Genomic DNA, 25,238 nt, shown 5'->3' on the forward strand with positions numbered 1-25,238 from the left:
AAGGCCCCCGAAAGGGCCCCTATTTTCTACAACCATTAAAAGTTAATATGCGCAATCATCGTTTGCCTCACCCTTCTTATCCGCTTCGCCGGAATATGAAATTTCACCGGCACTTGCAACAAAAGACGAGGGAAGCGACATCGAGAAATCAGAAATTTCGGTCTGACGGTTAGCGACAAAGAAATGCAAATGGTGAGAGGATCCATCTGCCCAGCCCGTTACATCGGATGCACCTTTGCAACTTGAATACGCGGCCAAAGGTTCTCCGACATGGCAACCATGATTATTTTGAGCAAGAGTCTGAATGTTCACGCTACCCGGAGCAGGTAAGTGTGTACCGCCCAAGTCAACAACCAAAACGCCATCAACAAACACCCACAAGTCACCACTACTAATAAACTTCAGCACTTCCGGTTCAGGCAACTGGTTTGATGCCTTGTACTGGAAATTCATATACCCCATCATGGTAAAGCCATAATTGCGGAAGTGTTGCAAGCCAAGAGCTCCGTTCATTGTAACAGCCTGCAAAGCGGCACTATGTCCAGTACCTTCGGAATTTACGGCACGCGGACCACCCGCATTGAGCCAGTCTGCACAAAGCTTAGCGGTACTCTGACCATACAAATCCTGCTGAGTTGGAGCATACTGATACTTGTAAGGTGGGCAGAATATGGAAAGCGATTGAGGTTCAAAAATTTCACAAGAACCCGTCGGCTGGATGGACGGATTACAAGGTTTTGCCATCACCCATTCTCGATTCACCGGATTCACACTATCTAGCGGGAAGAACCCTCCATTGTTGGAATTAAAATTGTAAACAAAGTCATTATTTTCATCTGAAGACTTCGAAAGATCAAGGACCATATTGACGCGCTTGTTTACGGTAGGCACATCAGCAAACCACTGATCAAAATTTCTGTTGTCACAGCGTTCATTCAACTTTTGAATGACAACCCCTTCATACATATTAAGGCTCTCGTTATTATCCAACTTCGTAAATAGCAAATAAGGATCCACCATGCCAGGTGTGTAAACAACCGGATTTGCCCAATTATTTTTCCCACCAGGGCACTTTGTGCCATTCACGTTATCAAGAGCATTTTTGTAACCGCGCAAAAACCTAGGCCCAGATATTGCAGTCGCAGTCTCAGCACATTCCCCGTATTCTAGGATCGGGCCCGTAGAAACCTGCTGCAAATACGATGGCAAAGCGGGATTCACCTGCATCGGCAGGCCATCAATACCTATTTGAATCCCCGCCCCAAATTTTTCGAAAGTGTACATGTTACCGCATGTATTGTGGTAAGGCGTAGCCGCATACCAATCTTCATCAAAACCAAATGCTTTCATGGCTGCACCGGTTGCAGTCTCATAGTTATAGATATCATCCAAATGATCTACCGCTTCTTCCGAGAAATTTTCAAAATCTGGATGATTCTGCTGAAAATCGCGAATAACGACATCTAAACTAAGCGAAGATGCATCGACATTAGCCCCCTCTTTCGCAAGAGGTTTAGCACCATCCGTAGGGCAGGTCGTTTTTTGCTGAGGTCCACTAACGAGACCATCTGGCGCAGGATCATCTTCTGCACAAGCGGCCAAAAACACCATAATTGGCACTATTAGTGCCATATTTCTTTTATTCCTATTCATTGTTCCTCCTTATTATAGCCACAGCGAAAAAAACTCGCTCTAGCACTGAATAAAAGTTTGTACTTAATATATAATTTTTTTGCCAATATGCTATATGGTACTCCGCTAAAGTGCATACTGCACTGCTTGGTCATGACAATTTTTGCAAGCAAAATTGTCGCGGCTCTCGCATTATGCTATATTTAAAATATGGTATACGTACTTCTCATTCTTATCAGCATCGCAGGTCTTGCACTCTGCGGTTTTTATCTCAAGAAAAACATTATCCGCATCAAGGATAAAAATAAGGATGAGCCGAAAAAATACAAGCGTATCTGGAACTACGTTCCGACAGGTCTCTGGTACGGATACTTGATCCTGTTCTTTGCAGGACTGACAATCAATAATTTGATTTTTTAGTTGTTGGTCAATAGTCATTAGTCAATAGTCACTAGTCATTGGTCATTAGCATAGTAACTGCGGCATAGCCGCCTAACTTCAAACTAATAACTAGAAACTAACAACTAATAGCTAATAATACACTTTCTGGGCTTGAAGCCAACGTTCGTACAAGAACAGTGCAATAAAGTTCTTTCCGTCAATAAACTTGTGCGCAGCCTCTTCGTAAGGCAAGACTTCCGTGCGGATCCATTCATTCTCGTCGGTGTACGTCTGGTTCTTGCCATCCATCGCTTCAAGTTCAGCACGCGTCACGTTGCGTTCAATCGCATAAAGGCGGATGCGCTCGTCCAAAAGCCCACAGCTTCCGGCAAAGCCATCACTTGCACCCTTGTACCAAAAGTCCATCAAGTCAATCAGTTCAGAATCGTCTGCTTTGATTTGAGCTTCTTCTTCAAGTTCCGAAAGAGCCACCTTGCGGAAGTCGCCCGACCAGTCGAGAATTCCCGCGGGAATTTCGAGTGATGCCGTTTCCGAGATAGCAAATCGCGGTTGGCGCACCAAAAGCAAATAGCGTTTGCCTTCGCAATGAAGAACCACAAGCACGCCCACAGCATGGCCACGCACTAGCACAATCCCATGTACAGGCTTGCCGTCCGGCAAAAAAGCCGTCGCATTCAGCTTGATGAACAGCGGCACATGCTTTTTGCTAAAGTAATCAACCGAAGCAAAATGAACTTTTGTAATCTTGAACTTTTTTTCAGAAGCTTCAAGCCATTGCTTATAAATTTTACTTTCGAGAATTATCGGTTTGTCTTCTTCAGGAATTTCAGCAGCAAAGGTATATTCAATCATTTTGACTCCGTGGAATCGGTGCGGAGTGTATCGAGAGCTACCGTTGCCGATTTCCAAACCTTATACAAACTATCTATTTGCGTCTTATTTTCGCCATCATCGCTTTCCGTCAAGATGTTATTACTCTCCAAGCGATAGGCTATCCAATCTTTCTTTGTCGATGGACCACAAGAACGTTCATTTTCGTCAGGTACAAAAAGTTCACGCACAAAGGTCGCCTTGCTGTTATACGCAAAGCCGCCATAAACAAAACCATTCATCATGGCGCAAGAAGGAATATTTTCGATATAGTATGTGCTCATGTGCCAAATCGTATCCAATCGTTCATTGACTTTTCCAAGTGCAGTCGAATCATATTCCCACTTGGAATTCAAACAGAAAACGGAATCCGCCGAAGCACAGGAATAACGAACTGGCACAAGTGCCGTATCGCTTTCTCTCCAACTTGTAGGATAAATCGTATCGGCAACAACGTCATTACACTTGTCTACACGCATCGTGCAATTCGCACGAAGAGTTCGCCAGAAAAATTTTTGCGGAGTAATGGAATCAAGCACGCGCACAATCGAGGGAGATTCTTTTGTTCGTAGTGGGAGTGAATCAGGCACGGCAAAAGCGGAATCGATAAATATGCGGAACGTATCGCGTTCCAGTTTTCCACGACGGAGCATGATTGAATCCAGCAAGGAATCCACATCGTTCTTGACAATAACATTTGTCACCTGCGAGGGCAAATCCTTGAGCACCATCTTGAACGTCGTATCCGGGCGATACATCGGTGATGGGCAATCATCCGTATTCACCTTGATGCTAATTTTCGGTGCAATAACGAATACCGAATCTTCCACGCTTTCGTTCAAGTCAATCGAAGCAAGAGAGCAATTCGAAAAGGACCAAATCTGAGAAAGCGTTACATAAAGCGTATCCGATATCAAGTGCAACGTTTTTCCAGAATCAAGCGTTGCCGCTAAAAAATATCCGTTCCCTTCAACGCGTTCCCCATTCGGCATTACATCAAGCGGGCCATCGCCATCTTGTGCGCAAGAGGCAAACAAAGCCATCAATAAGGAAAGCAAACAAACTCGAAAAAATGCGGCGATTTTACGCTTCATAAAAACTCACTCAAAAAGGCAAATTCTTTTTGAATATAGCAATTTGGGCCGAATCTACCGGATGGGTCGCTTTGTAGAAATCTTTCCAACGCACGAACAAACCATTTTGGCGAATCGTCAAGAAGAACGAGGAACTGTCCTGCGGAGAAAGGCGACCGACAGCATCATTAAAGCCAAGAGTCTTGCCAACTGTAGGCGCCATTTTCCATGAGCCAATGCCAAACATACGCGAAGTGATGCCGTTCCCGTGATTGAGTTCTACGAACATGCCAAGCGAATCACGGCCCGCTTCTAGCACAATTCCCGGAAGCACAGGGTAAATCGGGGCTTCGCCAAGACCTTTAAAGAGATCCGCCGAGAGCAATTGTTCCAAGCCTTCAAAGTCAAAGTTGTCTACAATTGCAAGTGCAGACCATCCGAGCGGAACATGCGGGCATGGTCCCGGAAAAAGGCAACCGGTCTTGCTCGAAATCCAGACCTTCGAAGAATCCTCGCGCGTCATGTGCAAAAAAACGTTGCGGGTAGTATCTTCAAGAACAACAAGGAGTGCGTCGCCAAAATCTTTCTTGGATGCAACCCAGTGAATCTTAGCGCCATCGCTTGCTAAATTTTTCACGTAGCGCAAGAATGAATTTGGAAGAGTGAGGGAATCGTTCACAATCCACGAGCACTGCGCATAGCCCTTCTGGAGTTCAAACGGAGTCCCGTCATAGGACGTGCAGCCGGCAATCCATTCTTCAACAACAACAGGAACCGGTTCTTCATTTCCAGGCAGAGGAAGTTTGTCCACCAACTTGTGGAACCAGCCATTCGTGTAGGCCACAATGATTAAGGAAAAAACTAAAATGATCCTTATCAACGGGAATTTGCGACGGACCCGCTTTCTTCTTTTTTTCCCTTGATACTCTGAAAATTCTACAGCCATCGATTACAAGACAAGATAAGAAACAACAGCAGCAACAATCAGCAAGAGCACAAACACAGCAACAAGAGAACCTTTCGACGACGGAGTTTCATCCACCAACGGATTCTTATCCATAATTTTCGGTTCAACGGGCTGCGGTTGGGGAACTTCCACCGTCTCTTTTTTCGGTTCAGGCGTAGGTTCTGGTTTTTGCTCTGTTTTTTGCACCGGTTGAGGCGCAGGTTGCGGAATTGGCTGCGAAAGAATTACAATCGGTTTAATAGAAGCAGGCGCGTTCGATGTTTTCTTATCGACCGGCTTATAGGAATACATGTCCGCTTCGTTCATGAAGATACGAATAAAGCGTTCAAGTCCCACCTTCTTAAGACTTTTCGCAAGAGACTCTTTATCCGCAAGCACAGCGAACGTTCCCTTTCGCTTAGAAAGTTCCTGATGGAACTGCATAAAGGCATTGTAGGCATCGCTATAGACAAAATCAAGCCCAGAGAGGTTGACTCCGATAAACTTGGCTTGAGGATTTTCCTCCAGCACGGAACGGAAATTTGCCTTGAACGCTTCTGCATCAAAAGCTCCAATCGGGTTGAGTGGAGCCGGAAGCAAAAGGAATAAACCCACACTTCTTATTTCAGCCATCATGCAGTCTCCTATTCCAAGATTTCGTCGTCCGTTTCAATAATCGGAGTTGTGGATGCCGGAGTTACAGGCGCTTGAACAGGCGTTTGTGGCACAGTCAACGTTGTAGGTTCCGTCGATGTTTTAGGCTCATTTACACCTGGATTCACCAAAGGAACATCCGCAGCAGGCACAACAGAATCTACTGGAGCAACAGTTTCCACAACCGGTTCTACCTGCGGAGCAACCGGTTCCTGGACACGTTCTTCCACAAAATCTTCAGCAGGTACTTCTTCTTCGGTTACAAGTTTCTTTGCAGCTGCAGTCTTGCTCAAATGACCTTCTTCTCTTGGCTTATGGCCAAAGAGGTACGGGCTAAAGCTAACACTCACACGATGCACCGGAGAAAACACCGGATGCGACTCAAACGCGTAATCCACAACGAGGAACTTTGCAATCGTAAGACCAGCACCCGCCGTTACACTCTTGAAAGTCGTAAAACTGCTGAGACCGGCACGCAATTTAAGCCCAAAGTCAAATGCAAATTCAACACCACCACGACCGCCAGACAGCCAATCCAGAGGATTTTCCCAAATACGTTTGCCGTTAGTATCGGTTTCAAAATCCAAATCTCGAGCTTCACGATGGAAAAAGCCTGCACTCTGCCAGTAGAAATTGAACTTACCATAGAGGTATTGTACCGGCAAGCTATAGCTTAAGGCCAAGTAAAATTCGGGAGAGGAATATTCAAACTCGCCAGACTCCCAGGAGGTTGCCGACGAAGTCCAACCTTTCAAAAGGCCAGCAACGTAAAAGTCATCCTTAATCTGGTACCGTGCACTAGCATCGCCACGGAAGCCCCAGCCGCTCTGGTCCATATCGCGATAAAGCACATGGAACACAAGGCCCAAGTCCAATCGGTCAATTATGCGACGGCCCCAAGCGACAGAAAACACCCAGTCTGCAATAGAAAGCGTGTTGTAGTCCGAGCCATCCGGCAACGGGTCTCCTTCCCTGATATACGGGATATCGTCTGCACCGAATCTAGAGAACGATACACCAATACCCTGATTTTTAGGAAGAGGAATCACCATCGATGCATAATCGTACTTGGTATCTTCGTAATACGCGGTATGCGAGAACGAAGCCCACATGTACTTCGCCTGCGTAAGCTGGTACGCATTCGTGCCAAGTCCGAGATAATCACCTTCAACAGCTAAAGTCGCTGAACCCAAGGCCGCAGAACGCGCACCCGGTTCAATATCAAGAGTTGCGTTCGCACCGACAACGCGGTCGGCAGCAAAAGCCGTCGACACAATCGCACTGGCAGCGAAACAAATCCGCAAAGAAATAAATTTTTTCAAAAAAGACATTTGGTGACAACTAATATAGACTATTTTTTCTTGTGGAAACAACAGACGACAATGCTTTTAGACGAATACATCCAAAATTTTTTGATATATCTGCAAACTCAGCGCAGGTATTCCGAAAGAACTGTCGAAACATACCGAAAATCGCTGGGAAAATACCTCGCGATGCTTACCAGCAATGGACACACCGCCCAAAGTGGGGCTTCAAAAGTTGTGACGCTCGACTCTTTTTCCGAAATGAACGTCAAGGCCTTCGTGTGGGATTTGAAAATCAAGCAAAAACTCGCACCTACAAGCATCTGCGAACACCTCGCCGCTCTTAAAAGCTTTGGCAAGTACCTCGTGCGCTCCAAGATTTTGCAGAAGAATCCCGCCGAAGCGGTTCCCATGCCCAAGCGTCCCAAGCGACTTGTATCGTTCCTCGGGCAAAAAGACCTCGCCGAAGAAAAATTCCTGGAGTTGCCTGAAAATCCGTCATTACAGCAAATCCGCGCACGACTTTTGCTCGAACTCATTTACGGTTCTGGACTGCGAATTTCGGAATGTCAAAACCTCTGCTGGAATCAATTACAGATAAAAGAAAGACTAGTCCGCGTTATCGGTAAAGGCAACAAGGAACGCATCGTCCCGATTACAGACACGTTAATCACTTGGTTGGAGCAATTCAAGGCCGCAGAAATTGAAGCTGGGCACGCTCCAAACATCACGAGTTCCGTATTCTTAAACGAAAACGGAAAGCCTTACGATGTCCGCACCTTGAGGAACGACATCCATAATTTGTTGCGAGAAATTGGTTGGGAAGGCAAAGCGAGCCCGCACGTACTGCGTCACAGTTTCGCCACGCACTTGCTCGAAAATGGAGCCGAGATTATGAGCGTCAAGGAAATGCTCGGACATTCGAACATTTCCACCACGCAAATTTACACGCACGTGAACGCCGAGCGCTTACGCGAAGCATTCAAGAAAACGCACCCGCGCGCTTAGCACACTACTAGAAGAAGCTTCCTTTAACGCCGACGGCGATGGTCCACTGCTGGCCAATGTCACCCCAGTCCGGAGCGTTCCACTTTTTCATGGGCTTTTCGCTATACTCGTTCATAGGATCGGAACCGCCCGCCTTGTCGTGAATCGGGAGCGAGAACGCAAGGAACACCGGGAAATCCGGGTTCGAGAATTCCAAACCGTACACAAGCGATATGGACCAAGCCTGGTGATCCGGATCCGGCTTCGGGTCGTAAGAGCCTTCCTTTTCCGAAGAAATCCAAGCCACGCCAAGCGGAATAGAGAAGTTCACGCCAAACGACTGCACAATGCCAGAACGTCCACGATACCCGTAAGCGATAGAACCGCCAACGGACGGAGGCGTAAATGCACCAAGGTCGTTCTCGCCATACGGCTTGAAACGGTACTTGAAGCGGTCTCCATGTTTATTGAGTTCACTCCAGTAGCTGTCGTTAAATTCATTTTCGCCCGAGAAAAGGTGCATTGCAAACGGATGAGTATAGCTCAAACTGTAAAGCCAAATTCCCTTGTCCGTATCGCGGCTGTAGTCCCATCCAAGCGTAAGCGAATAAAGCCCACTACCTTTCTGGAAACTGCTCGGCAAGATTTCCTTTCCGCCATCCGTTCCGCGCTTGATATCGTACTGCCCCGTCGGGATTGTGAGAGATGCCGAAAGCGAAGCCGCACCGCCACTGCCAATCGTCTTCGAGAAATCGAACGAAATATCACCGAAGCCGCCCGTCGTGCGATCCGTCGGAGGTTGATTGCTACGATACTGAACTTCGCCCTGATGGCTCATGAACGGAATCGAAACGCCAACTTTGGTATCCCATGTAGGCTTAATCGAGAAATGCGGAGTCACAGTCAGTGCAGAAAAATTCTGCCCCACGTTATACTTCGTAAAGACTTCCGTTTCGAGATAACCTCCCGAAACTCCCTGGCCAATCCACTTGATGCCGTCACCAGAACCGCCACCGGAACCGCCTGCACCGCAACCGCCAATAGATTCCCACGGAGTCGCTGGCGTTACAGGCGAATTAAAGCCGGCGTAAAAAGCAACCGCAGCAAGCGCGACAAGAGAACAACCTTCAATCAAAAAATTCTTTTTCATGTCGAACCTCACGGGAGCTTAAGCAAATAAGCATTGTCAGTACCAGTTGCCAAGAACTTGCCATCAGGAGAACGGCCTCCCATCATAGGCACAGTCGTTACCACACGATTATCACCGACCCATTCTACAGCAACATCCGAAGGGGCCCCCGCAGTCAAGCGGATTTCACGCATCAACGTACGGCCAGCAGAACCATCTTGAACAGATGATTCAAGCAATTTAACCTTGTTCTGCATCTTGGATGTATTGGCCGGGAAATCGGTCCACAGCACAAACAGTCTACCGTTATACGCAAACCAATGCGGTTGAGCCGGTTCAGACATCATGTCTTTTGTACGTTCAATCTTGATGGCCTTAGAATTTTCGGACAACTCCTGGATATAGGCTTCCCAAGTCGATTCCCCGTCTTTCATATTGTAAACGACAAAATTTCCATCCGGCGAAATTAAAGGACTGTCAATATTCCAGTCTTCACGGCCCGCAGGCTTTTTCAGACGAATAGACTTGGCACCATTCGCATAGTCCACAAATACGATTTTTCTTTGCGGATTCTTATCGCCCTCGATATAGGTCAGGCGTACGTTTTTCGTTCCAAAGAAACTCTCGACAGACGAATTATCGCCATCGCCTTCCGATTTGACCGCAGGGTCAACCCACACATGCGGAGTAGCCTCTTCGATAATCCCCTCTTCTTTGAACCAGAACTTTTTCTTATCCGAGGTGCGCACGGCAAAAATACCAAAGTCTAGAGCATCGCCGCAAGACTGATTGCTATCGAAGCGCTTGCCACGCAAAGCCACGATGTAGTCCGCATGCGTACTCCATTCCGGATCCTGGAACTGGCATTCTCCCTTATCTTCGTCGATCATCAAATACCACTTTACATTATTTGCGGTATCCGAAACCGTCAAGCGGTCATGCTGCCTTACGTCAGTCACAGAATAGCCTGCATCATGCTTATTCACCTTAAGTTTGGTAAAGTTGAGCCAAAGCATCGATGCCGGGAAATTCACGGTATCTTGCGAGACCGAAGGATTGCAGGTTTGCTGGGCATTATTTTCGTCACCATCTACAGGAAATAATTTTCCAATTGCAGTTTCTTCGCTGCTAGAACCAGAATTTTCGGAATAATCCGCTACAAACGGATCCGGACTATAGCACGCAAAAAGCGTAAGGGACATGAGTCCCAGGAGTAAAGACTTCTTATTCATCATCTTGTAATATAACAAGAAAAAGAACTTAGAAGTTAGAACAGGGAGCTGAGAGATGGGTTTTGACTCATTAGTTCGGAGTTAGGAAGTCGGAATTAGGAATTACAAGTTACTAGTTCTAAGTTACTAGTTATTAGTTAATAACTAATGACCATTTACCAATGAACAACGACTAACAACTAACCACCCTTTCGGGCTTTTTTGAATTTTTCGCGAATTAACTGCAAATCGTGCTGGTAGGGGTTCCTCATAAAATCGTCAAAAGCCCAAGCAGTCGGGTGGAAAACGCCCTTCGCATACGTCAAAAGCATATCAAGCCACACGCCCTTGCCCGCATAGAGCTTAAACGGTCCGCGCTTGTAACTTGGGAGCACCACCTTATCCATGTCCATATAGCCGATGTCGATATTTACATGGCGCAGTTCCGGAGTCTCTGCCGATGCGGTCGTGAGCTCCAGCGCATTGCTACGTTCCTTTTCTTCGGCAATCGTCTCTGGCGGAATTTCCTTTTCAAATGAAACTACTCCGCGATATAAGTCATCGCCCATCTCGGGCTTGTAGTAATCCGTCTTATCAAACGCAAAGAGGCGCCCTTTATGGCGAATCTTACCCCAAGTCTTTTCTAGAAGATCAATAACATTCGGGTCCCACTCGGAGCCCTTTTGCAATACAAACGCAATCAGCTGAGCGTTTTCAGAAAATTGAGAAGCTTTCATTTTTAATGCGGGAATATCATCAATGACGAACGAATTATTTCCATTTGTTGCTTTGTAAACGAAGCATCATCTAGTTCGTCAACCGTTACCGGGAACATGATATTATCAAGATCAGGGCACGAATAAATGCTAGACTTCGCCAAATAAGTACCTCGTTCACGAGCATGGCCTTCGGGACTTTCACCCTGCTTATAAAGACCACTCTTTAAAATATATTCACAGAACGGGGTATCTGTCAAACCATCTTCAATATTCGAAAAGTCCCCAACAACGACAGGGGTACCATCACTCAAAGTCATCGTCTGGTTTAGATCACGTCGCGTTGTAGAAGTGTGCCTAAGTCCAAAAAAATGCCCCGTTTCATGCACAGCAGTCATTGCAATGATGTCCGACGAAAGCAATTCAAATTCGTTAGATGATTTTTTTACGTATTCCCCAATCACGACTGAACTTTCATTGCCAGCCCCAAGCACACCAGAGAACAAACGGGAAAAGCCCATGACATCATTTTCACCAATGCTATGGACAAGTACAATATTCAACGCATTGCTAAGCCCTTCTTCGGGCCAACCCGTCAATTCACTGACAAACAAATCTTCAGAACTTACACCAGCCACCCAAGGCTGATCGGCCGGATAATACGCACCCAAAGTCGGATGATTCTGAGCATAACGCACATAGAGAGTATCTATCGTTACACCATAGTATTTTTCACGGAAAAGTTTCAGCATAAAACTCGACAATTCATCAATATTCTTGCCGTCTAGGGTATTTACCATAGAACCAACAACAATCAAATTAATCGAGAAATGGTCGCTATAAGAGCCAAGCCCCTGAAAACTGATATTCTCTACGTTACCTTTATAATATTCTCCATCAACACCAAGCGTGGTAAACCATATCGACATTTTATTTTCTTCACAAACAAAAGAATAAACATATCGATTTCCGACTATAGTAGGAGACAACGTCCGAACTCTTACTGTTCCCACCTGATTTTTTGAATTTTTCAAATCATAAGTACGGAACAATTGCAATTCCGGAGCAGGTTGCGTTGTATCAATATCAAATGAAAGCGAGTAAGAAGCCCCCGGATGAACGACAAGCGCAATTCCTCGGGCAAGGTTAACGGCAGCAGAATCATTCTTCGCCAAGTCATTTGGATAAAGTTTATGAACTATGGGACGACTTGAATCAGGTGGAAGTATAGGATGTCCATCAGCGTCAACGGATTCGGAACACGATGTAAAAAAACACGCCCACAAGGTGCAAAGAATCCCCAAGATCCACAAATTTTTACAAAAATTTTTCATAAACTCCTAATCCAAACACTCCTCAAAAGCGTGTATAAAATACAGACTCACTTAAAATACAAAAGAATTGAGAAAATGAAAAAAAATATTAAAGAAAAAATATTTATGGCGTTTAAAGAGCTCATTGCACCATTGGACGGGAAACCTGCTCTTGTGAGCGCCATCGTTTTAACAGCGACTTTGGCAGCCCTAGACATGCCAAATTTCGCCATTTTTCTGCTTGGAATGGTGTTTTTGCTCACTCATTCCTTCCGTCGGCACCTGCAATGGGTGATTTTTGTGACCATGGCAATAGGAATTATTGTTCATGAGGGAATTCCGGAGATTTTGGAGCCAACGAACGGGCAATTTACTAGTGATGTAGTTAGTAAAAGCGACGCCATCGGCAATTCAGGGTGCGGAAAAGTCGAATCTAGGCTACCGCGCCCCAAAGGAACCGCGTTTATAATCAGTGTTTCGAATTCTGCCGAGGAAACCGCTATTGGAAATGCGCGCGGAGGGTATTATAAAGTACGCCTGACCGAAAAGCGAAACTTGCCAGATCTTCCATTGCCGGGAGATTCCATTTGTTTTGAGGCCTCATGGTATCCAGTAATGCCGCCGAGCGTTCCTGGAGCTTTTGATACGCAAGGGTGGCTAAATTCACAAGGACTCGCTGCATACGGCAAGTTCAAACGGTGGACTGCATATCAGGGCAATTGGACGTTCGAACGGAGCTTTTTTGAATTCCGGCAATTTTTGCAAAGGCGATTTGCAAAGTTTCTCGACCCCGCCGAAACAGGTCTCCTGATGGGGTTATTGGCGGGTGACCGTTCTGGGATTCCAGAAGTGCTGCGAAGCGATTTTCAACGTTCCGGGCTTGTACATGTACTTGCAATCAGCGGTTTCCACGTCGTTTTGCTCGCGGGAATGCTCATGATATTTCTTAAAGCCACAGGCCTACCGCACAAAATCGTCATTTTCATTGCAACGGCGCTCCTCGCGGTTTACGTTCCCGTAACAGGCGGCTCGCCTGCCGTTCGTCGCGCAGTCATGATGTTTGCCATTCCGCAAATTGGCACTTTATTTGGAAAGCCTGCAAATACGCTCAACAGTCTAGGAATAGCATTACTCCTTATCATTCTACCGGAACCAAACGTTATATGGAATCCAGGATTTCAGCTTTCTTTTGCAGCCACAGCAGGAATCATCATAGGGACACCGCATAACCCGACAAAGCTGTTGCCCGACAGCCTCAAGCAAAATAAACTTTGGCAAAAATTCCAAGCATTCGCTATCGACCCAACATACGTCACACTCTGCGCGACTCTTGCGACAGCTCCGTTCCTCATTCACCATTTTAAAACACTTTCGCCATTTGCATGGTTTGGAAACATCATCATCGTTCCCGCCATTTCGCTCGGCATGCAAGCAGGACTTTTCGCACAACTTTCACCCGTTGACTTTATCAGCGGAACATTTTGCGCAACAGCACGATTCTTTTTACGATTAGCCTCACTCCTCACGAGAATTTTATCGGATGGCGCAGCCGCTTCAACAACAGTCGGGCCGTTTTCGCCTGCCGCACTCATTGCGCTTGGAGGATTAATTATACTATTGCCTGTTTGCCGCAAAAACTATATCGCCCGCAAATACGTTTTTTTGTACATTCTCGTCACTTCAGCCATTTTTGCATACAACAGCTATCACGAAGTTTTACACCCATCATGGACTCTCACGACCATTGATGTCGGGCAAGGCGATAGCCACCTCGTCAAGACGCCATCTGGCAAACATTTCCTCATTGACGCTGGCGACAACAGTCGCCAAGATTCCGGCAAAGACATCATTGTTCCATTTTTGCACCATATCGGTGTACGAGAACTCGAAGCACTCATTATCACCCACCCCGACAAAGACCATTTCGGAGGCGCAAAATCTATTTTGAAAATGTTCCCCGTCAAAGAACTTTGGACAAGCGATTGTTCCATGAAAGAGAGCAAACCCGACTGGCAACAAGTTCTACAAGAAGCGCACAAGCGAGACATTCCCATCCGCAACATCCATCGTGGCATACTGTGGAAAGAAAACTACTTTGAAATGCGAACGGTCCACCCGCGAAATGACGTTTGCGTTGAGGCGAACGAAGGGAGCATCACGCTTCGGCTCAAGGGGCTTGGGCATTCCGCAGTCCTCACCGGAGACCTCTCCGTCAAAGGCGAAAAAGAAATCATGAATACAGACGCTTATCTGAAAAGCGATGTGTTAAAGCTCGGACACCACGGTTCCAAAACGTCTAGCAGCGTACCGTTCTTGAACGCCGTCTCCCCCACGTATGCCATCATCCCAAGCGGTCGCAAGAACAGGTTCCGCCACCCGCACAAGCAAGTCACCGACCGCCTCGATTCGCTAAACATCCCCTACATCAACACAGCAAAAAAAGGGACGATAACGTTCACGTTCGTCCCTGATTCTATAAGCTATACAACAATGTGGTAAACACGTCATCCTGACACCGAAGGTGGAAGGATCCAGTTAAGTTTTACCGTTTATTTTCCCAAGCAATCGAGTGCAACATTGTGCAAGAGCCCGTTCGTCGCAATGCTCGTGAAGCCTTCGTAAATCGGAGCCGTGGGCTTGCCGTTGGCATCGAAGAGTTCCGTCTTGCCATCAATCGTGCTGAACTTGCCACCTGCTTCTTTCATCAAAAGTGGGAACGGAGCAATGTCCCACAGCGATACGACCGGATCCACCATAATTTCGGCACGGCCTGCAGCCACAAGGTAATAGCCGTAGCAATCGCCCCAACCGCGATGCAAGCGGGCGCTGCGGCGGAGTTTCGTAAAGCCTTCGCCAAAGCCCTTGTCTTCCATCGTATTGACCGTTCCCGAAAGCACAAGTGCATCGCTCAACTGTGACACCTTCGAAGCACGAACTTCACGGCCGTCCAAGAATGCGCCGCCGCCATTCACCGCCCACACAGCGCTCTTCATTGCGGGCAAGCGAATCACACTCGCAATCGGGACATTCTTGTGATAAAGGCCAATCAGCGTTCCAAACAAAGGCACACCATGGATAAACGATTTTGTCCCGTCAATCGGGTCAATCACCCACTGGTATTCCGCATCCGGACTTTCAATGCCGAATTCTTCGCCAATGACGCCAAAGCCAGGCGTTTCCTTTGCCCAGAATTTGCGGGCGAGTTCTTCCGTTCCCTTGTCCGCAATCGTCACGGGAGTCTTGTCGGCCTTCCATTCGACGCCCACATCGTTCTGGTAGAACTTGAGGATGTTCTCTTCAGCAAGTTCAGCCGTCTTGAGCGCAATCTTCAAGAGTTCCAAATTCTCGGGAGCGACACCGGCCTTTGCAATTTCGCGATTTTCCATAGCAAGCTCCTAGCCGACCCACTTCTTGATAAGCGAGACAAGGAGTTCATTTTCTTCGGGCTTACCGACCGTGATGCGGATGTGTTCCGGCATTCCAAAGCTCGTAAGACCACGGACAATCATGCCGTTCTGTTCCAAGAACGAAACAAGTTCCTTAGCACGTTCGCCAATGTGTACGCAGATAAAATTTGCCTGCGTCGGGAGCACTTTAAAACCGAGAGCCGTAAACTCACGGTTCAAGTATTCAAATCCAACCGCGTTGTTCTTGCGAGTAGCTTCGACGTGTTCTGTATCGGCAAAAGCAGCAATTGCGGCCACCTGAGCAGCCTGGTTCACATCAAACGGCGGCTTGATTTTCCACATGTGACGGACAACTTCAGCATTTGCAATGGCATAACCCACACGGAGTCCGGCCAGACCATAAATCTTGCTGAACGTGCGGTTGATAAACAAGTTCGGGAATTCATCCAATGCAGATGAAAGCTTCGGGAAATCCGGAGCCGTTGCAAATTCAGCATAAGCCTCATCCAAGAACACAAGAACATTCTTCGGAACTTTAACGAGGAACGCACGAATTTCAGATTCGTTGTAATAATGGCCAGTCGGGTTATTCGGGTTGCAAATGAAAACCACACGAGTCTTGTCATTGACAGCAGCAGCGAGCTTATCCAGCGAAGCCTTTTCTTCACCTTCGCCCACACCAATAAAATCGGCACCGTTCGAAAGCGTCGTAAACTTGTACACGGAGAACGTCGGCGTAATGCCTACGCAATTATCACCCTGACGGATAAAAGCCTTACCCACCATGTCGATGATTTCATCAGAACCGTTACCAATAACAACCTGATTCTTGTTCACGCCAAATCTTTTGGCAATATCGTCAATAAGCTTTGGAGCATCACCACGCGGGTACAAGTGCAAGGAATTTGCAATTTCATGAAACGCTTCCACCGCCTTCGGGGAAGCACCCAACGGGTTCTCGTTAGACGCAAGCTTTACAACATTCTTAAGACCATAACGTTCACGAATTTCGTCGATGGACTTGCCAGGGACATAATCGGAAAGTTTAGAAAGTTCTGGACGCGGATCGACCACAAATACCTCCATTTTAACGCATGTAAATTTAGCTTTTACCAGCGGATTTATCTAACTTTGATGAACATGAAGCACTTTCTTTGCCTACTATTTGCCTTTTTAGCAACAAACGCTTTTGCACTCGACCACATGTGGGACATGCGGTACACCTTCGGTCCCGAAAGTCGCCCATCGCCAAAGATCGGGCTCGGCATCGGCATCCGTAGTCCCTTCAACTCAAACGTACTCTTCCCCATCAACTTTACGACCCGACTCAACAAGCAATTTGACGTCGGCGCAAAGCTCGATATCAACACGTACAATCAATTAAACGAAACAAGGACTGCCCTAGACCTTGGTGTCCGTTACCGTTACAAACCAAGTTCTTTCCTTGCTTTTGACGGATACTTGGACTTGAGCGACATCAGCGCAAGCGCAATCGTATTCACCGTAGGAACACAGCAGTTCATTGCAAAATGCTTCGCCAACTACTATGAACTTCGCGCAGGCTTCCTCGACGGGGCTACAAAGTACAACGGCGAAGAAGGCTATGTCAAGTTTTCTGGAGCAATGATACCGACTCTCGTTTTCGGACAAATGTTCCGCATCTTCCTTGAAATCAACTCTTCGGCCAGCATAGGCAATCTCCGCCAAGACTTTATGGTCGATATCATCCCGAAATTTGAGCTGACATTCGGCGGAACCCACATTCGCATTGACTTTGACGTGGGCGTAATGCAAGAAAAGAACAATGATATAAAAACCATTGCTCTTTACGTTATGACAGCGCTTTAACGCCTATTATTTCACTACAAACATTCCGTCCTTGTAGTCCACCACAGCGGGCTTTGCCGCACTCACGGTACCCGAAAGTATCGCGTGGCTCAACGGGCGTTCAATGTTACGTTCTATATAACGTTGTATCGGGCGTGCACCGAATTCCGGCTGGTAAGCACCTTCCGCAATCGCATCAAGAGCCGCATCCGAAAGCGTAAGCACCAAGTCCTGACGGGCAGCGCGGTTCGCCAAATCTGCAAATTTGAGTTTCACGATTTCGCGAATCTGCTTCTTCGAGAGGCTCTGGAACACAAGCACTTCGTCCAAACGGTTCAAGAATTCCGGGCGGAAGAATGCATGCAAGTCGGCTTCGACATCCGCAAGCGCAACCTGCGGCGGTTCACCGTTCTTGGCGCTAGCCGCACTCAAGCGGAACTTCTCGGCACCCAAGTTCGAAGTCATCAAAATCAAGGTGTTCTTGAAGTTCACCGTACGGCCCTTGCCGTCCGTCAAACGACCGTCATCAAGCACCTGCAGCAGCGTATTGAACACGTCCGGGTGCGCCTTCTCGATTTCGTCGAGCAAAATCACGCAATACGGATGCGTACGCACGGCTTCGGTCAGCTGGCCACCTTCTTCGTAGCCCACGTATCCCGGAGGAGCACCGATCAAACGGCTAACGCTATGCTTTTCCATGTATTCGCTCATGTCGATACGGACAAGTGCGTTTTCGCTATCGAAAAGTTCCACAGCCAAAGCCTTTGCAAGTTCCGTCTTACCCACGCCCGTCGGGCCCAAGAAGAGGAAGCTTCCAATCGGCGCATTTTCACGGGAGAGACCGCTACGGTTACGCAAAATCGCTTCGGACACGGCTTCAACAGCTTCGTCCTGGCCAATCACACGGGCATGCAGACGTTCGTCCAAGTGCAACAACTTTGCCTTTTCACCTTCGCAAAGCTTTGTCACCGGAATGCCCGTCCAACGGCTCACCACAAGCGCAATCGTCTCTTCGGTCACTTCTTCGCTCAAGCCGCCTTCTTCGGCACTCTTGCGGAGCGCTTCGGTCTTTTGCGCCAATTCCTTTTCGATGTTCACGATCTTGTTGTACTTGAGTTCGGCAGCGCGGTTCAAGTCGTAACGAGCTTCGGCCTGTTCCATCTCGTCCTTTGCAGCCTTCAAGGATTTCTTCAAGTCCTGTACTTCGGCAAATGCGGCACGGCGATCTTGCCAGCGTTCCTGCATCTGCTTGACGGCAGCATCAGTCACAGCAAGGTCTTCACGGAGTTCTTTCAAGCGCTTGACGCTCGCTTCGTCCGTTTCCTTCGAAAGCGCCTGCTCCTCGATTTTCATCTGGAGTTCCTTACGCTGTAAGGTATCGAGCGCTTCCGGAACCGTGTCCATCTGCGTTTTCACAAGGCTTGCCGCCTCGTCAATCAAGTCAATAGCCTTATCCGGGAGGAACCTATCACTGATGTAACGGTTCGAAAGTTTCACTGCAGCGACGAGCGCGTTATCGTGCAGACGCACGCCATGGTGCGCATCAAAGCCATCCTTAATGCCACGCAAGATGGATATTGCTTCGTCTTCACTCGGTTCAGAGACCTGCACCGGCTGGAAACGACGTTCCAAAGCAGAATCCTTTTCAATGTACTTGCGATATTCCTGAGTCGTCGTCGCACCAATGCAATGGAGTTCACCACGAGCAAGCTTCGGCTTAAGCATATTGCCCAAGTCCATGGATCCTTCGGTCTTGCCCGCCCCCACAATGTTGTGGAGTTCGTCGATGAACATAAGCGTATTGCCATCTTCTTCGATAGCATCAATAACCGCTTTGAGCCTTTCTTCAAAGTCACCACGGTATTTTGCACCCGCCATCAACGCAGACAAATCGAGAGCAAACACTTTTTTGCCCTTCAACGCATCCGGCACGTCGCCGCGGTAAATACGTTCGGCAAGGCCTTCGACAATAGCGGTCTTACCCACGCCCGGTTCACCGACCAAGCACGGATTGTTTTTCGTCTTACGGCTCAAAATCAAAATCACACGGCGGATTTCCTCTTCACGGCCAATCACCGGCGAGAGCTTTCCGTCTGCCGCCATTTCCACGAGTTCACGGCCATACAGTTTAAGCGGAGACTGTTCCTCGGCATTCGCGGCACCCGCAAACGGATCCGAAAGCCACGTTTCCACCACTTCGGTCGAACCAAGCGCATCTTCAAAAACTTTCGCCAGTCCGCGGTCGCCCGAGAACTTCATCAAAGCCACGAGCAAATCGCCCGGCGTCACCATACGGCTCACCTGACGCGCCGCCTGCACAGCCGCACGCAAAATGCGGTTCAAGTCAGAATCCGGTTCTACATCCGGGTTCACGCCTTCCATGCGCGGGATTTTCTGGACAAACGGTTCCAAACGGCCACGGAGTTCCGAGGTCTTTACGCCTTTAGATTTATAAAGTTTCTTCAAGGTTGCATCGGGACCTTCAACGAGGCCCACCGCCAAATGAGCCGCACCCAAGTAGGAATGCGAACAGCGGTCGCGCAAACTCTGCGCTTTTGCCAAAACCTTTTCTGCATCATTAGTAAAATCGGACATTTTATCCTCGCTTTTTCTTTTTTCCCCAGTTTAAAAGCAAACCGCGTGCCAAAAAAGGAAATTCGCATCAAACATCCCCAAAGAGCCGAAATCAGCTCAAAAAAGCTCCCCACCTATTCAAAAAATAACACGCAAACGTTTCAAAAGCAAAGGCTCAAAGCATTTTTTTGAAACACCGGCAGAACATCTTTATTTTTCACAGAGCGATTTTCTTCGATCAGAATTAGCTTTGTTATGGTACATACTCCATAGAGAGAATCGACGAGTCTTAATTCTTAAACCAATCGTCTTGATAAAGTGAAACCAATAATCAAGTTCTCTGCACAAGACCTCAAACGGGGAATACCACATTTTCCGTACAAAAAACAATCGATGTTTTAACCAACGCAGCAAAACGTTCATCGAAGAGTCTTTCAACCGCTCCGCTGCATAAAAGCCAAAATTTCCACCTTCAAGAATTACAGCCAACATCTTTCGTCCACTCTTTTCATTCGGTTTACAGAGCATCTTGGACTTATCAAGCCCAAACACATTGCCCAAAACCCACATGAGAGCACGACAGCCATGCAAAAGCCCAAATTCCGAAAGTCTATTCGAAATTTCACGCAGATCGTCCTCAGTTGAATGAACTAGCAATATATAGTAGTCTATAATTTGTTTAAAACCAATACCGCCAGAAACAAAATGCCGCTGGATATGAGCCAATTGCATAACAAGCGCAAATTTCATCGTCGGGACACAAAAACCTTCACTGACTCGTTCAACATTCTGGATTTCTTTTTCCAAAAAACGCAAAAGACGAGCCCCAGAAAAGGGATTCCAAATTCCAGAAGACGGACGGAAATGAATTTCAACGGGAATATCGTTTTCTACTGGATGTAAATGAACATGATGCGGTACGACTAGATCCTTTTCAGGAATTTCATACCCCATGTTCTTCAACAAATCTAGAACGCTTTTACGGCCACCATCAACCCACAAATCTATATCTCCAACTTGCCGCATATAAGGATCAGGATAAAGACAAGCATTGGCAGGTCCCTTAAGCACAGCCGTTTTACGACCTTGCGCCGCAAAAAGTTCGGTAAGACGGGCGGCTTCCGCATTCAAGAGCCTATTTTGCCCCTTTATGGTTTCCGCTTCACTAGCCCATTGAAACGCAATTTCAAGTGGAGGTTGCTGTTCGCGAGGCAAAAGACTTATAGCTCGATAAACAACACCCACCAAAAGATTCTTAATACATTCTATATGTAATTTTTTCCACGCCTCTGAACTCAAATTATGCGACAAACTACGACGAGAGCCATTATTGTCAACGGCAATCCGCAAAAGTTCATACAACGCTTCATTTTCTAATTGATTCATTATATATCAATATTAAAAAATAAAAATCCTGGTTATTAACAAAAAAGCCTTTTTTGAGCTAAAAAAGGCAATTATTTTCTCAAAAAACTATTTTACAGGCCTTTTAGAGACTCAAAACCATCATTAAAAAACAAAGAAAGCGTTGTAAAACTTTACATCGGAAAAGTACCAAAAATAGGGAACTATATTCCAAATTAAACTATCTTATAGATACAAAACCAAACATCCCATACACCAAAACAACGGCACCTCTCACGAGATGCCGTTGTTTCTTTTTTACACAACTTTCTTGTTTTATTCAAAATCGTTTTGTACTTTATTCGCGATGACAACCCATAATACTCAAAAGCCCTCTTTGCGAGGGCTTTTTCCATTTTCATGGATAGGAAATGCGATAAACGGCTACCGCCCACCGACTAGGATTTGGTCAACCTTGATGGAGGGCTGCCCCACCGTTACCGGCACATGTCCTGAAGAGGCTCCACAAACGCCAGCAGCTTGTTCAAAATCCGTACCGACCATGCTTATACGCGGCATGATTTCGTGGCCTTTGCCAATAAGTGTAGCACCACGAACCGGTTCGCAGATCTTGCCATTACGGATAACATAGCCTTCGTCAACAGCAAAGTTGAACTCGCCTGTTGCCGGGTTCACAGAACCGCCAGCCATGCGGGCCGCATAAAGTCCGTTATCCACGCTAGCAATCATAGAATCGAGCGAATCCTTGCCCGGAGCAATGAACGTATTGCGCATACGGCTTACAGGCGCATACTTGTAACTTTCACGGCGAGCACTACCCGTACGGGCAACACCTACTTCGGCAGCCCCCACGCGATCGCTCATGTACGTTTTCAAAATACCGTTTTCAATCAGAACCGTGCGTTGTGTAGGCGTACCTTCATCATCATACTTGAGGCTACCCCATACACCATCCATCGTGCCATCATCAATTGCAGTAAGGCAAGATTGTCCAATGGCTTCACCAAGCTTTCCGCAGAACGGGCTTGCACTGCGACGGATAGATTCTGTTTCCAGCGGATGTCCACAAGCTTCGTGGAATATCACACCACCAAAGCCATTACCCATGACAACAGGCATCTGACCGCCAGTGATATAGCCAGCATCAAGCATGCGCAGCACGCGCTCGCCACATTCTGTGGCCAACGCTTCCGGGGAATAATTGGCTAAAAGTTCATAACCGCCAAGAGCGCCCGGAGCCTCATGCGTTGTCAAACGTTCCGTTCCATCTGTTGCCGTCACATTGACGTTCACGCGCAAGCGACCGCGCGTCATTTCGAGATGCAAGCCTTCACTGTTCATGAGAGAAATCGATGTACAGCTATCAGTCACACTCGCGCCCACTTGCGCTATCTTCGGCGACAGAGCACGTGCAGTCTTGTCCGCACGGAACAAGAAGTCTTGCTTTATAGCTTGGCCGAGCACACGCGGGTCTTGGTATGCAGCAACGTTATAATCGCAAATGCGCTTTTCAGGAGCAAACTCAAACGGCTTGGCCGCAGAACCCACGCCACCAGCGGCGGCAGCGATACGCCCGAACGCAAGCGTCTTCACGAGCTTAATCAGAGCTTCTTCGCTATCATCGCTTGTAAAGCCATACAGGACTTCCGTCCCGTACAAAAGACGAACACCGATACCATATTCGGTACCCGCAGTTGCCGTTTCAATCTGACGGTCTTTCAAACCGAGGCTCGAGCTTCGCGTTTCTTCTTCGAAAATTTCGACAAAGTCTGCACCGGCACTTTTGCCAGCTTCAAAAATCTTTACGGCAACTTCTGGATTCACGTTAAACCTCGCCGTTCATCTTCTTGCGCACAGGGATTCCAGCAGCAAGCATTTCACTCTTGATTCCCGGCACCGTATAATCGCCAAAATGCACCATCGATGCAACAAGAGCCGCATCAGCACTCGTCTTGCGGAACAAGTCCACAATGTGGTCCGGAGTTCCGGCGCCACCGCTTGCAATCACGGGCACCTGCACCGCCTTTGCAATCATGTCGGTAATCGTGAGTTCGTAACCGTTCTTGACGCCATCGGTATCAATGGAGTTCAAACAAATTTCGCCCACACCGAGATCTTCGGCACGCTTTGCCCATTCAAGAGCATCAATGCCCATCGCCTGGCGACCGCCACGGATAAACACTTCATAACCGCTCGGAATCTTGTCCGAAACGCCCACGAACTTCGCATCCATGCCAAGCACAATGCACTGGCGTCCAAAGGCCTTTGCGCCTTCGGCAATAATTTCCGGATGGAGCACAGCAAGACTGTTCACGCTCACCTTTTCTGCACCAGCGAGAAGAGCCTCATGCATGTCGTCCAAGTTACGGATACCGCCACCCACAGCAAACGGGATAAACACACGCTTTGCAATCTGGCGAATCATTTCCATGTCGCACGGGCGATTTTCTGCACTTGCCGTAATATCGTAAAAGACAAGTTCATCAACACCATCGTCACTGTAACGAGCTCCCATTTCTACGGGATCGCCAATGTCGATATTACCCTTAAACTTTACACCCTTCGTGACCTTGCGGTTACGAACATCCAAGCAAACAATTAAACGTTTAGTGAGCATGATCTAGTGATTAAAGGTTCTTTTCGATGGCGTTCTTGAGAGTAGCCTTCGGTACTGCGCCAACGACGTTACCCACTTCGACCCCGTTTTTAAACAACTTCATGTTCGGGATGTTCGTGATGCCAAAGCGAGCGCAAATGTCAGAAACACCTTCGTCATCGACATTGATCTTTGCAATAATGGCGCGACCGTCAAACTCGTTAGAAAGTTCCTCGACCACAGGGCCCATCATCATGCACGGACGGCACCAAGTAGCCCAAAAGTCAACGAGCACAAGCTGACCCGAAGAAATAACCTTGTCAAAAGATTCTGCAGTAAGATTTAAAGCTGCCATAAAAAATCTCCTATTTACCGGTAGGAAATATAGCAATTATTAAACTATTTTCCTCATCTTCGCACAATAGATGGGGCCGCAACCATGAGCCTTATCCGGCAAAATATGCACCCCAAGTTCAGTACGATCCGCACCATCCGGCATGTCTTCAATACGAACAAATTCCATCATCTTGCGTTTTTTCAATATCTTTGCAACCACGGCATCATTTTCGAGGGGCGAAAGAGCGCAAGTTCCATAAACAAGCTCACCACCCGGTCGAAGCGCATCCACTGCCGACGCCAAAAGCGACCCCTGCTCCACGGACAAACGCTTTACGCGTTTCACAGACCAAACTTCAAGATGCGACGGAGAATTGAGCACATGCCTGTCCGATGAACACGGAGCATCGAGCAAAATGCGGTCATAGCACTCCTTCTTGTGCATGCCAAATTTCACGCCGTCATAGCCTGTGACATTGATAATCGAACGCCACGACTCCGGCAAGGAATTTTCAAGAACATGTTGCAAACGCAAGCGCCTATCCGGCGAACGGTCGTTGCACTGGAGCGAGCCTTCACCTTTAAGCATCGATGCAATCACAAGCGACTTACCACCCGGAGCAGCGCACATATCGAGTACATCCATTCCTGGCTGAACCCCAAGCGCATTGGCAGCAAAGACCGAAGCCTCGTCCAAGAAATACGGTTCCAAGGAATCTGCAAACTGGAGTTTCGTAGCACACCCCTCGCCTTTCAACGATTCCAAAAGCGCAGGCCAACGATCGGCGTAAAGCTGTTCAAAGTAGTCAAAAAATTCCATGACACAAATGTAGTTATTAGTCAATAGACCTTCGTTATTGGCAATTCAAACGCAATGAAAAAGCCAAACAACAAAA

The 25,238-nt window shown here is 47.4% G+C and carries 22 protein-coding genes; 4 read left to right on the forward strand and 18 right to left on the reverse strand.

Going from position 1 to position 25,238, the window contains the following annotated elements:
• Positions 1-42: 42 nt before the first annotated feature.
• Positions 43-1,632, reverse strand: a complete 1,590-nt coding sequence (locus BUA34_RS03715) for a fibro-slime domain-containing protein (protein WP_254794308.1) — start codon at positions 1,630-1,632, stop codon at positions 43-45.
• A gap of 210 nt (positions 1,633-1,842) precedes the next feature.
• Between BUA34_RS03715 and BUA34_RS03720 the strand changes: the two genes are divergently transcribed.
• The gene (locus tag BUA34_RS03720) at positions 1,843-2,052 is read left to right on the forward strand and encodes a hypothetical protein (RefSeq protein ID WP_072827395.1); all 210 of its coding nucleotides are present in this window, start codon (positions 1,843-1,845) and stop codon (positions 2,050-2,052) included.
• A 111-nt stretch (positions 2,053-2,163) separates the two neighbouring features.
• Here the strand turns inward: BUA34_RS03720 and BUA34_RS03725 are convergent, their stop codons facing one another.
• The 5 genes from BUA34_RS03725 to BUA34_RS03745 all read right to left on the reverse strand — a co-directional run bounded on the left by BUA34_RS03725 (position 2,164) and on the right by BUA34_RS03745 (position 6,851).
• Positions 2,164-2,886, reverse strand: coding sequence for an NUDIX domain-containing protein (locus BUA34_RS03725; RefSeq protein ID WP_072827396.1), 723 nt, complete (start codon positions 2,884-2,886; stop codon positions 2,164-2,166).
• Positions 2,883-3,998, reverse strand: coding sequence for a hypothetical protein (locus tag BUA34_RS03730; RefSeq protein WP_072827397.1), 1,116 nt, complete (start codon positions 3,996-3,998; stop codon positions 2,883-2,885). The genes BUA34_RS03725 and BUA34_RS03730 overlap by 4 nt, the downstream gene beginning before the upstream one ends.
• Before the next feature lie 10 nt (positions 3,999-4,008).
• Positions 4,009-4,821, reverse strand: a complete 813-nt coding sequence (locus BUA34_RS03735) for a M23 family metallopeptidase (RefSeq protein WP_254794309.1) — start codon at positions 4,819-4,821, stop codon at positions 4,009-4,011.
• Between the two features lie 105 nt (positions 4,822-4,926).
• The gene (locus BUA34_RS03740; RefSeq protein WP_254794310.1) at positions 4,927-5,559 is read right to left on the reverse strand and encodes an STAS domain-containing protein; all 633 of its coding nucleotides are present in this window, start codon (positions 5,557-5,559) and stop codon (positions 4,927-4,929) included.
• An 8-nt stretch (positions 5,560-5,567) separates the two neighbouring features.
• Positions 5,568-6,851 carry a PorV/PorQ family protein gene (locus tag BUA34_RS03745; protein WP_139255865.1) on the reverse strand — a complete coding sequence of 428 codons (1,284 nt, stop codon included), beginning with the start codon at positions 6,849-6,851 and terminating at the stop codon, positions 5,568-5,570.
• Between the two features lie 108 nt (positions 6,852-6,959).
• Between BUA34_RS03745 and BUA34_RS03750 the strand changes: the two genes are divergently transcribed.
• Complete coding sequence (locus BUA34_RS03750; protein ID WP_072827642.1) at positions 6,960-7,889, forward strand: tyrosine-type recombinase/integrase; 930 nt, start codon at positions 6,960-6,962, stop codon at positions 7,887-7,889.
• A gap of 7 nt (positions 7,890-7,896) precedes the next feature.
• On the opposite strand, the gene BUA34_RS03755 is transcribed toward BUA34_RS03750, so the two are convergent.
• The 4 genes from BUA34_RS03755 to BUA34_RS03770 all read right to left on the reverse strand — a co-directional run bounded on the left by BUA34_RS03755 (position 7,897) and on the right by BUA34_RS03770 (position 12,258).
• A complete protein-coding gene (locus BUA34_RS03755) occupies positions 7,897-9,018 on the reverse strand; it encodes a hypothetical protein (protein ID WP_072827400.1) in 1,122 nt (373 codons plus the stop codon).
• A gap of 8 nt (positions 9,019-9,026) precedes the next feature.
• The gene (locus BUA34_RS03760) at positions 9,027-10,232 is read right to left on the reverse strand and encodes a TolB-like translocation protein (RefSeq protein WP_072827401.1); all 1,206 of its coding nucleotides are present in this window, start codon (positions 10,230-10,232) and stop codon (positions 9,027-9,029) included.
• A gap of 176 nt (positions 10,233-10,408) precedes the next feature.
• On the reverse strand, positions 10,409-10,945 hold the full coding sequence (locus tag BUA34_RS03765) for a DUF4416 family protein (protein WP_072827402.1): 537 nt from the start codon (positions 10,943-10,945) through the stop codon (positions 10,409-10,411).
• 2 nt (positions 10,946-10,947) lie between these two features.
• Entirely contained in the window at positions 10,948-12,258 is a 1,311-nt protein-coding gene (locus BUA34_RS03770; RefSeq protein ID WP_072827403.1) for a hypothetical protein, read from the reverse strand.
• 75 nt (positions 12,259-12,333) lie between these two features.
• Here BUA34_RS03770 and BUA34_RS03775 point away from each other — a divergent pair, with 75 nt between their 5' ends.
• Positions 12,334-14,736: a DNA internalization-related competence protein ComEC/Rec2 gene (locus tag BUA34_RS03775; protein ID WP_072827404.1), complete on the forward strand. Its 2,403-nt coding sequence runs from the start codon at positions 12,334-12,336 to the stop codon at positions 14,734-14,736.
• 50 nt (positions 14,737-14,786) lie between these two features.
• Here the strand turns inward: BUA34_RS03775 and hisN are convergent, their stop codons facing one another.
• Together hisN and hisC are read right to left on the reverse strand one after the other, a co-directional pair.
• Complete coding sequence (hisN, locus tag BUA34_RS03780) at positions 14,787-15,623, reverse strand: histidinol-phosphatase (protein WP_072827405.1); 837 nt, start codon at positions 15,621-15,623, stop codon at positions 14,787-14,789.
• A gap of 9 nt (positions 15,624-15,632) precedes the next feature.
• Positions 15,633-16,718 carry a histidinol-phosphate transaminase gene (gene hisC, locus BUA34_RS03785; protein WP_072827406.1) on the reverse strand — a complete coding sequence of 362 codons (1,086 nt, stop codon included), beginning with the start codon at positions 16,716-16,718 and terminating at the stop codon, positions 15,633-15,635.
• Between the two features lie 66 nt (positions 16,719-16,784).
• Here hisC and BUA34_RS03790 point away from each other — a divergent pair, with 66 nt between their 5' ends.
• Complete coding sequence (locus BUA34_RS03790; protein ID WP_139255866.1) at positions 16,785-17,492, forward strand: hypothetical protein; 708 nt, start codon at positions 16,785-16,787, stop codon at positions 17,490-17,492.
• A 6-nt stretch (positions 17,493-17,498) separates the two neighbouring features.
• Here the strand turns inward: BUA34_RS03790 and BUA34_RS03795 are convergent, their stop codons facing one another.
• The 6 genes from BUA34_RS03795 to BUA34_RS03820 form a co-directional block, all read right to left on the reverse strand.
• Positions 17,499-20,066 (reverse strand): ATP-dependent Clp protease ATP-binding subunit, encoded by a 2,568-nt coding sequence (locus BUA34_RS03795; RefSeq protein WP_072827408.1) that lies wholly within the window; start codon positions 20,064-20,066, stop codon positions 17,499-17,501.
• 189 nt (positions 20,067-20,255) lie between these two features.
• Positions 20,256-21,431, reverse strand: a complete 1,176-nt coding sequence (locus tag BUA34_RS03800; RefSeq protein ID WP_072827409.1) for a nucleotidyltransferase domain-containing protein — start codon at positions 21,429-21,431, stop codon at positions 20,256-20,258.
• A 402-nt stretch (positions 21,432-21,833) separates the two neighbouring features.
• Positions 21,834-23,234: a TldD/PmbA family protein gene (locus BUA34_RS03805; protein ID WP_072827410.1), complete on the reverse strand. Its 1,401-nt coding sequence runs from the start codon at positions 23,232-23,234 to the stop codon at positions 21,834-21,836.
• A 1-nt stretch (position 23,235) separates the two neighbouring features.
• Positions 23,236-24,027 (reverse strand): imidazole glycerol phosphate synthase subunit HisF, encoded by a 792-nt coding sequence (gene hisF, locus BUA34_RS03810; RefSeq protein WP_072827411.1) that lies wholly within the window; start codon positions 24,025-24,027, stop codon positions 23,236-23,238.
• Between the two features lie 10 nt (positions 24,028-24,037).
• Positions 24,038-24,361, reverse strand: a complete 324-nt coding sequence (trxA, locus tag BUA34_RS03815) for a thioredoxin (protein ID WP_072827412.1) — start codon at positions 24,359-24,361, stop codon at positions 24,038-24,040.
• Between the two features lie 39 nt (positions 24,362-24,400).
• The gene (locus BUA34_RS03820) at positions 24,401-25,186 is read right to left on the reverse strand and encodes an RsmB/NOP family class I SAM-dependent RNA methyltransferase (RefSeq protein ID WP_254794311.1); all 786 of its coding nucleotides are present in this window, start codon (positions 25,184-25,186) and stop codon (positions 24,401-24,403) included.
• Positions 25,187-25,238 lie beyond the last annotated feature (52 nt).

It is taken from the genome of Fibrobacter sp. UWB12 (assembly GCF_900142485.1).
GTDB lineage: Bacteria > Fibrobacterota > Fibrobacteria > Fibrobacterales > Fibrobacteraceae > Fibrobacter.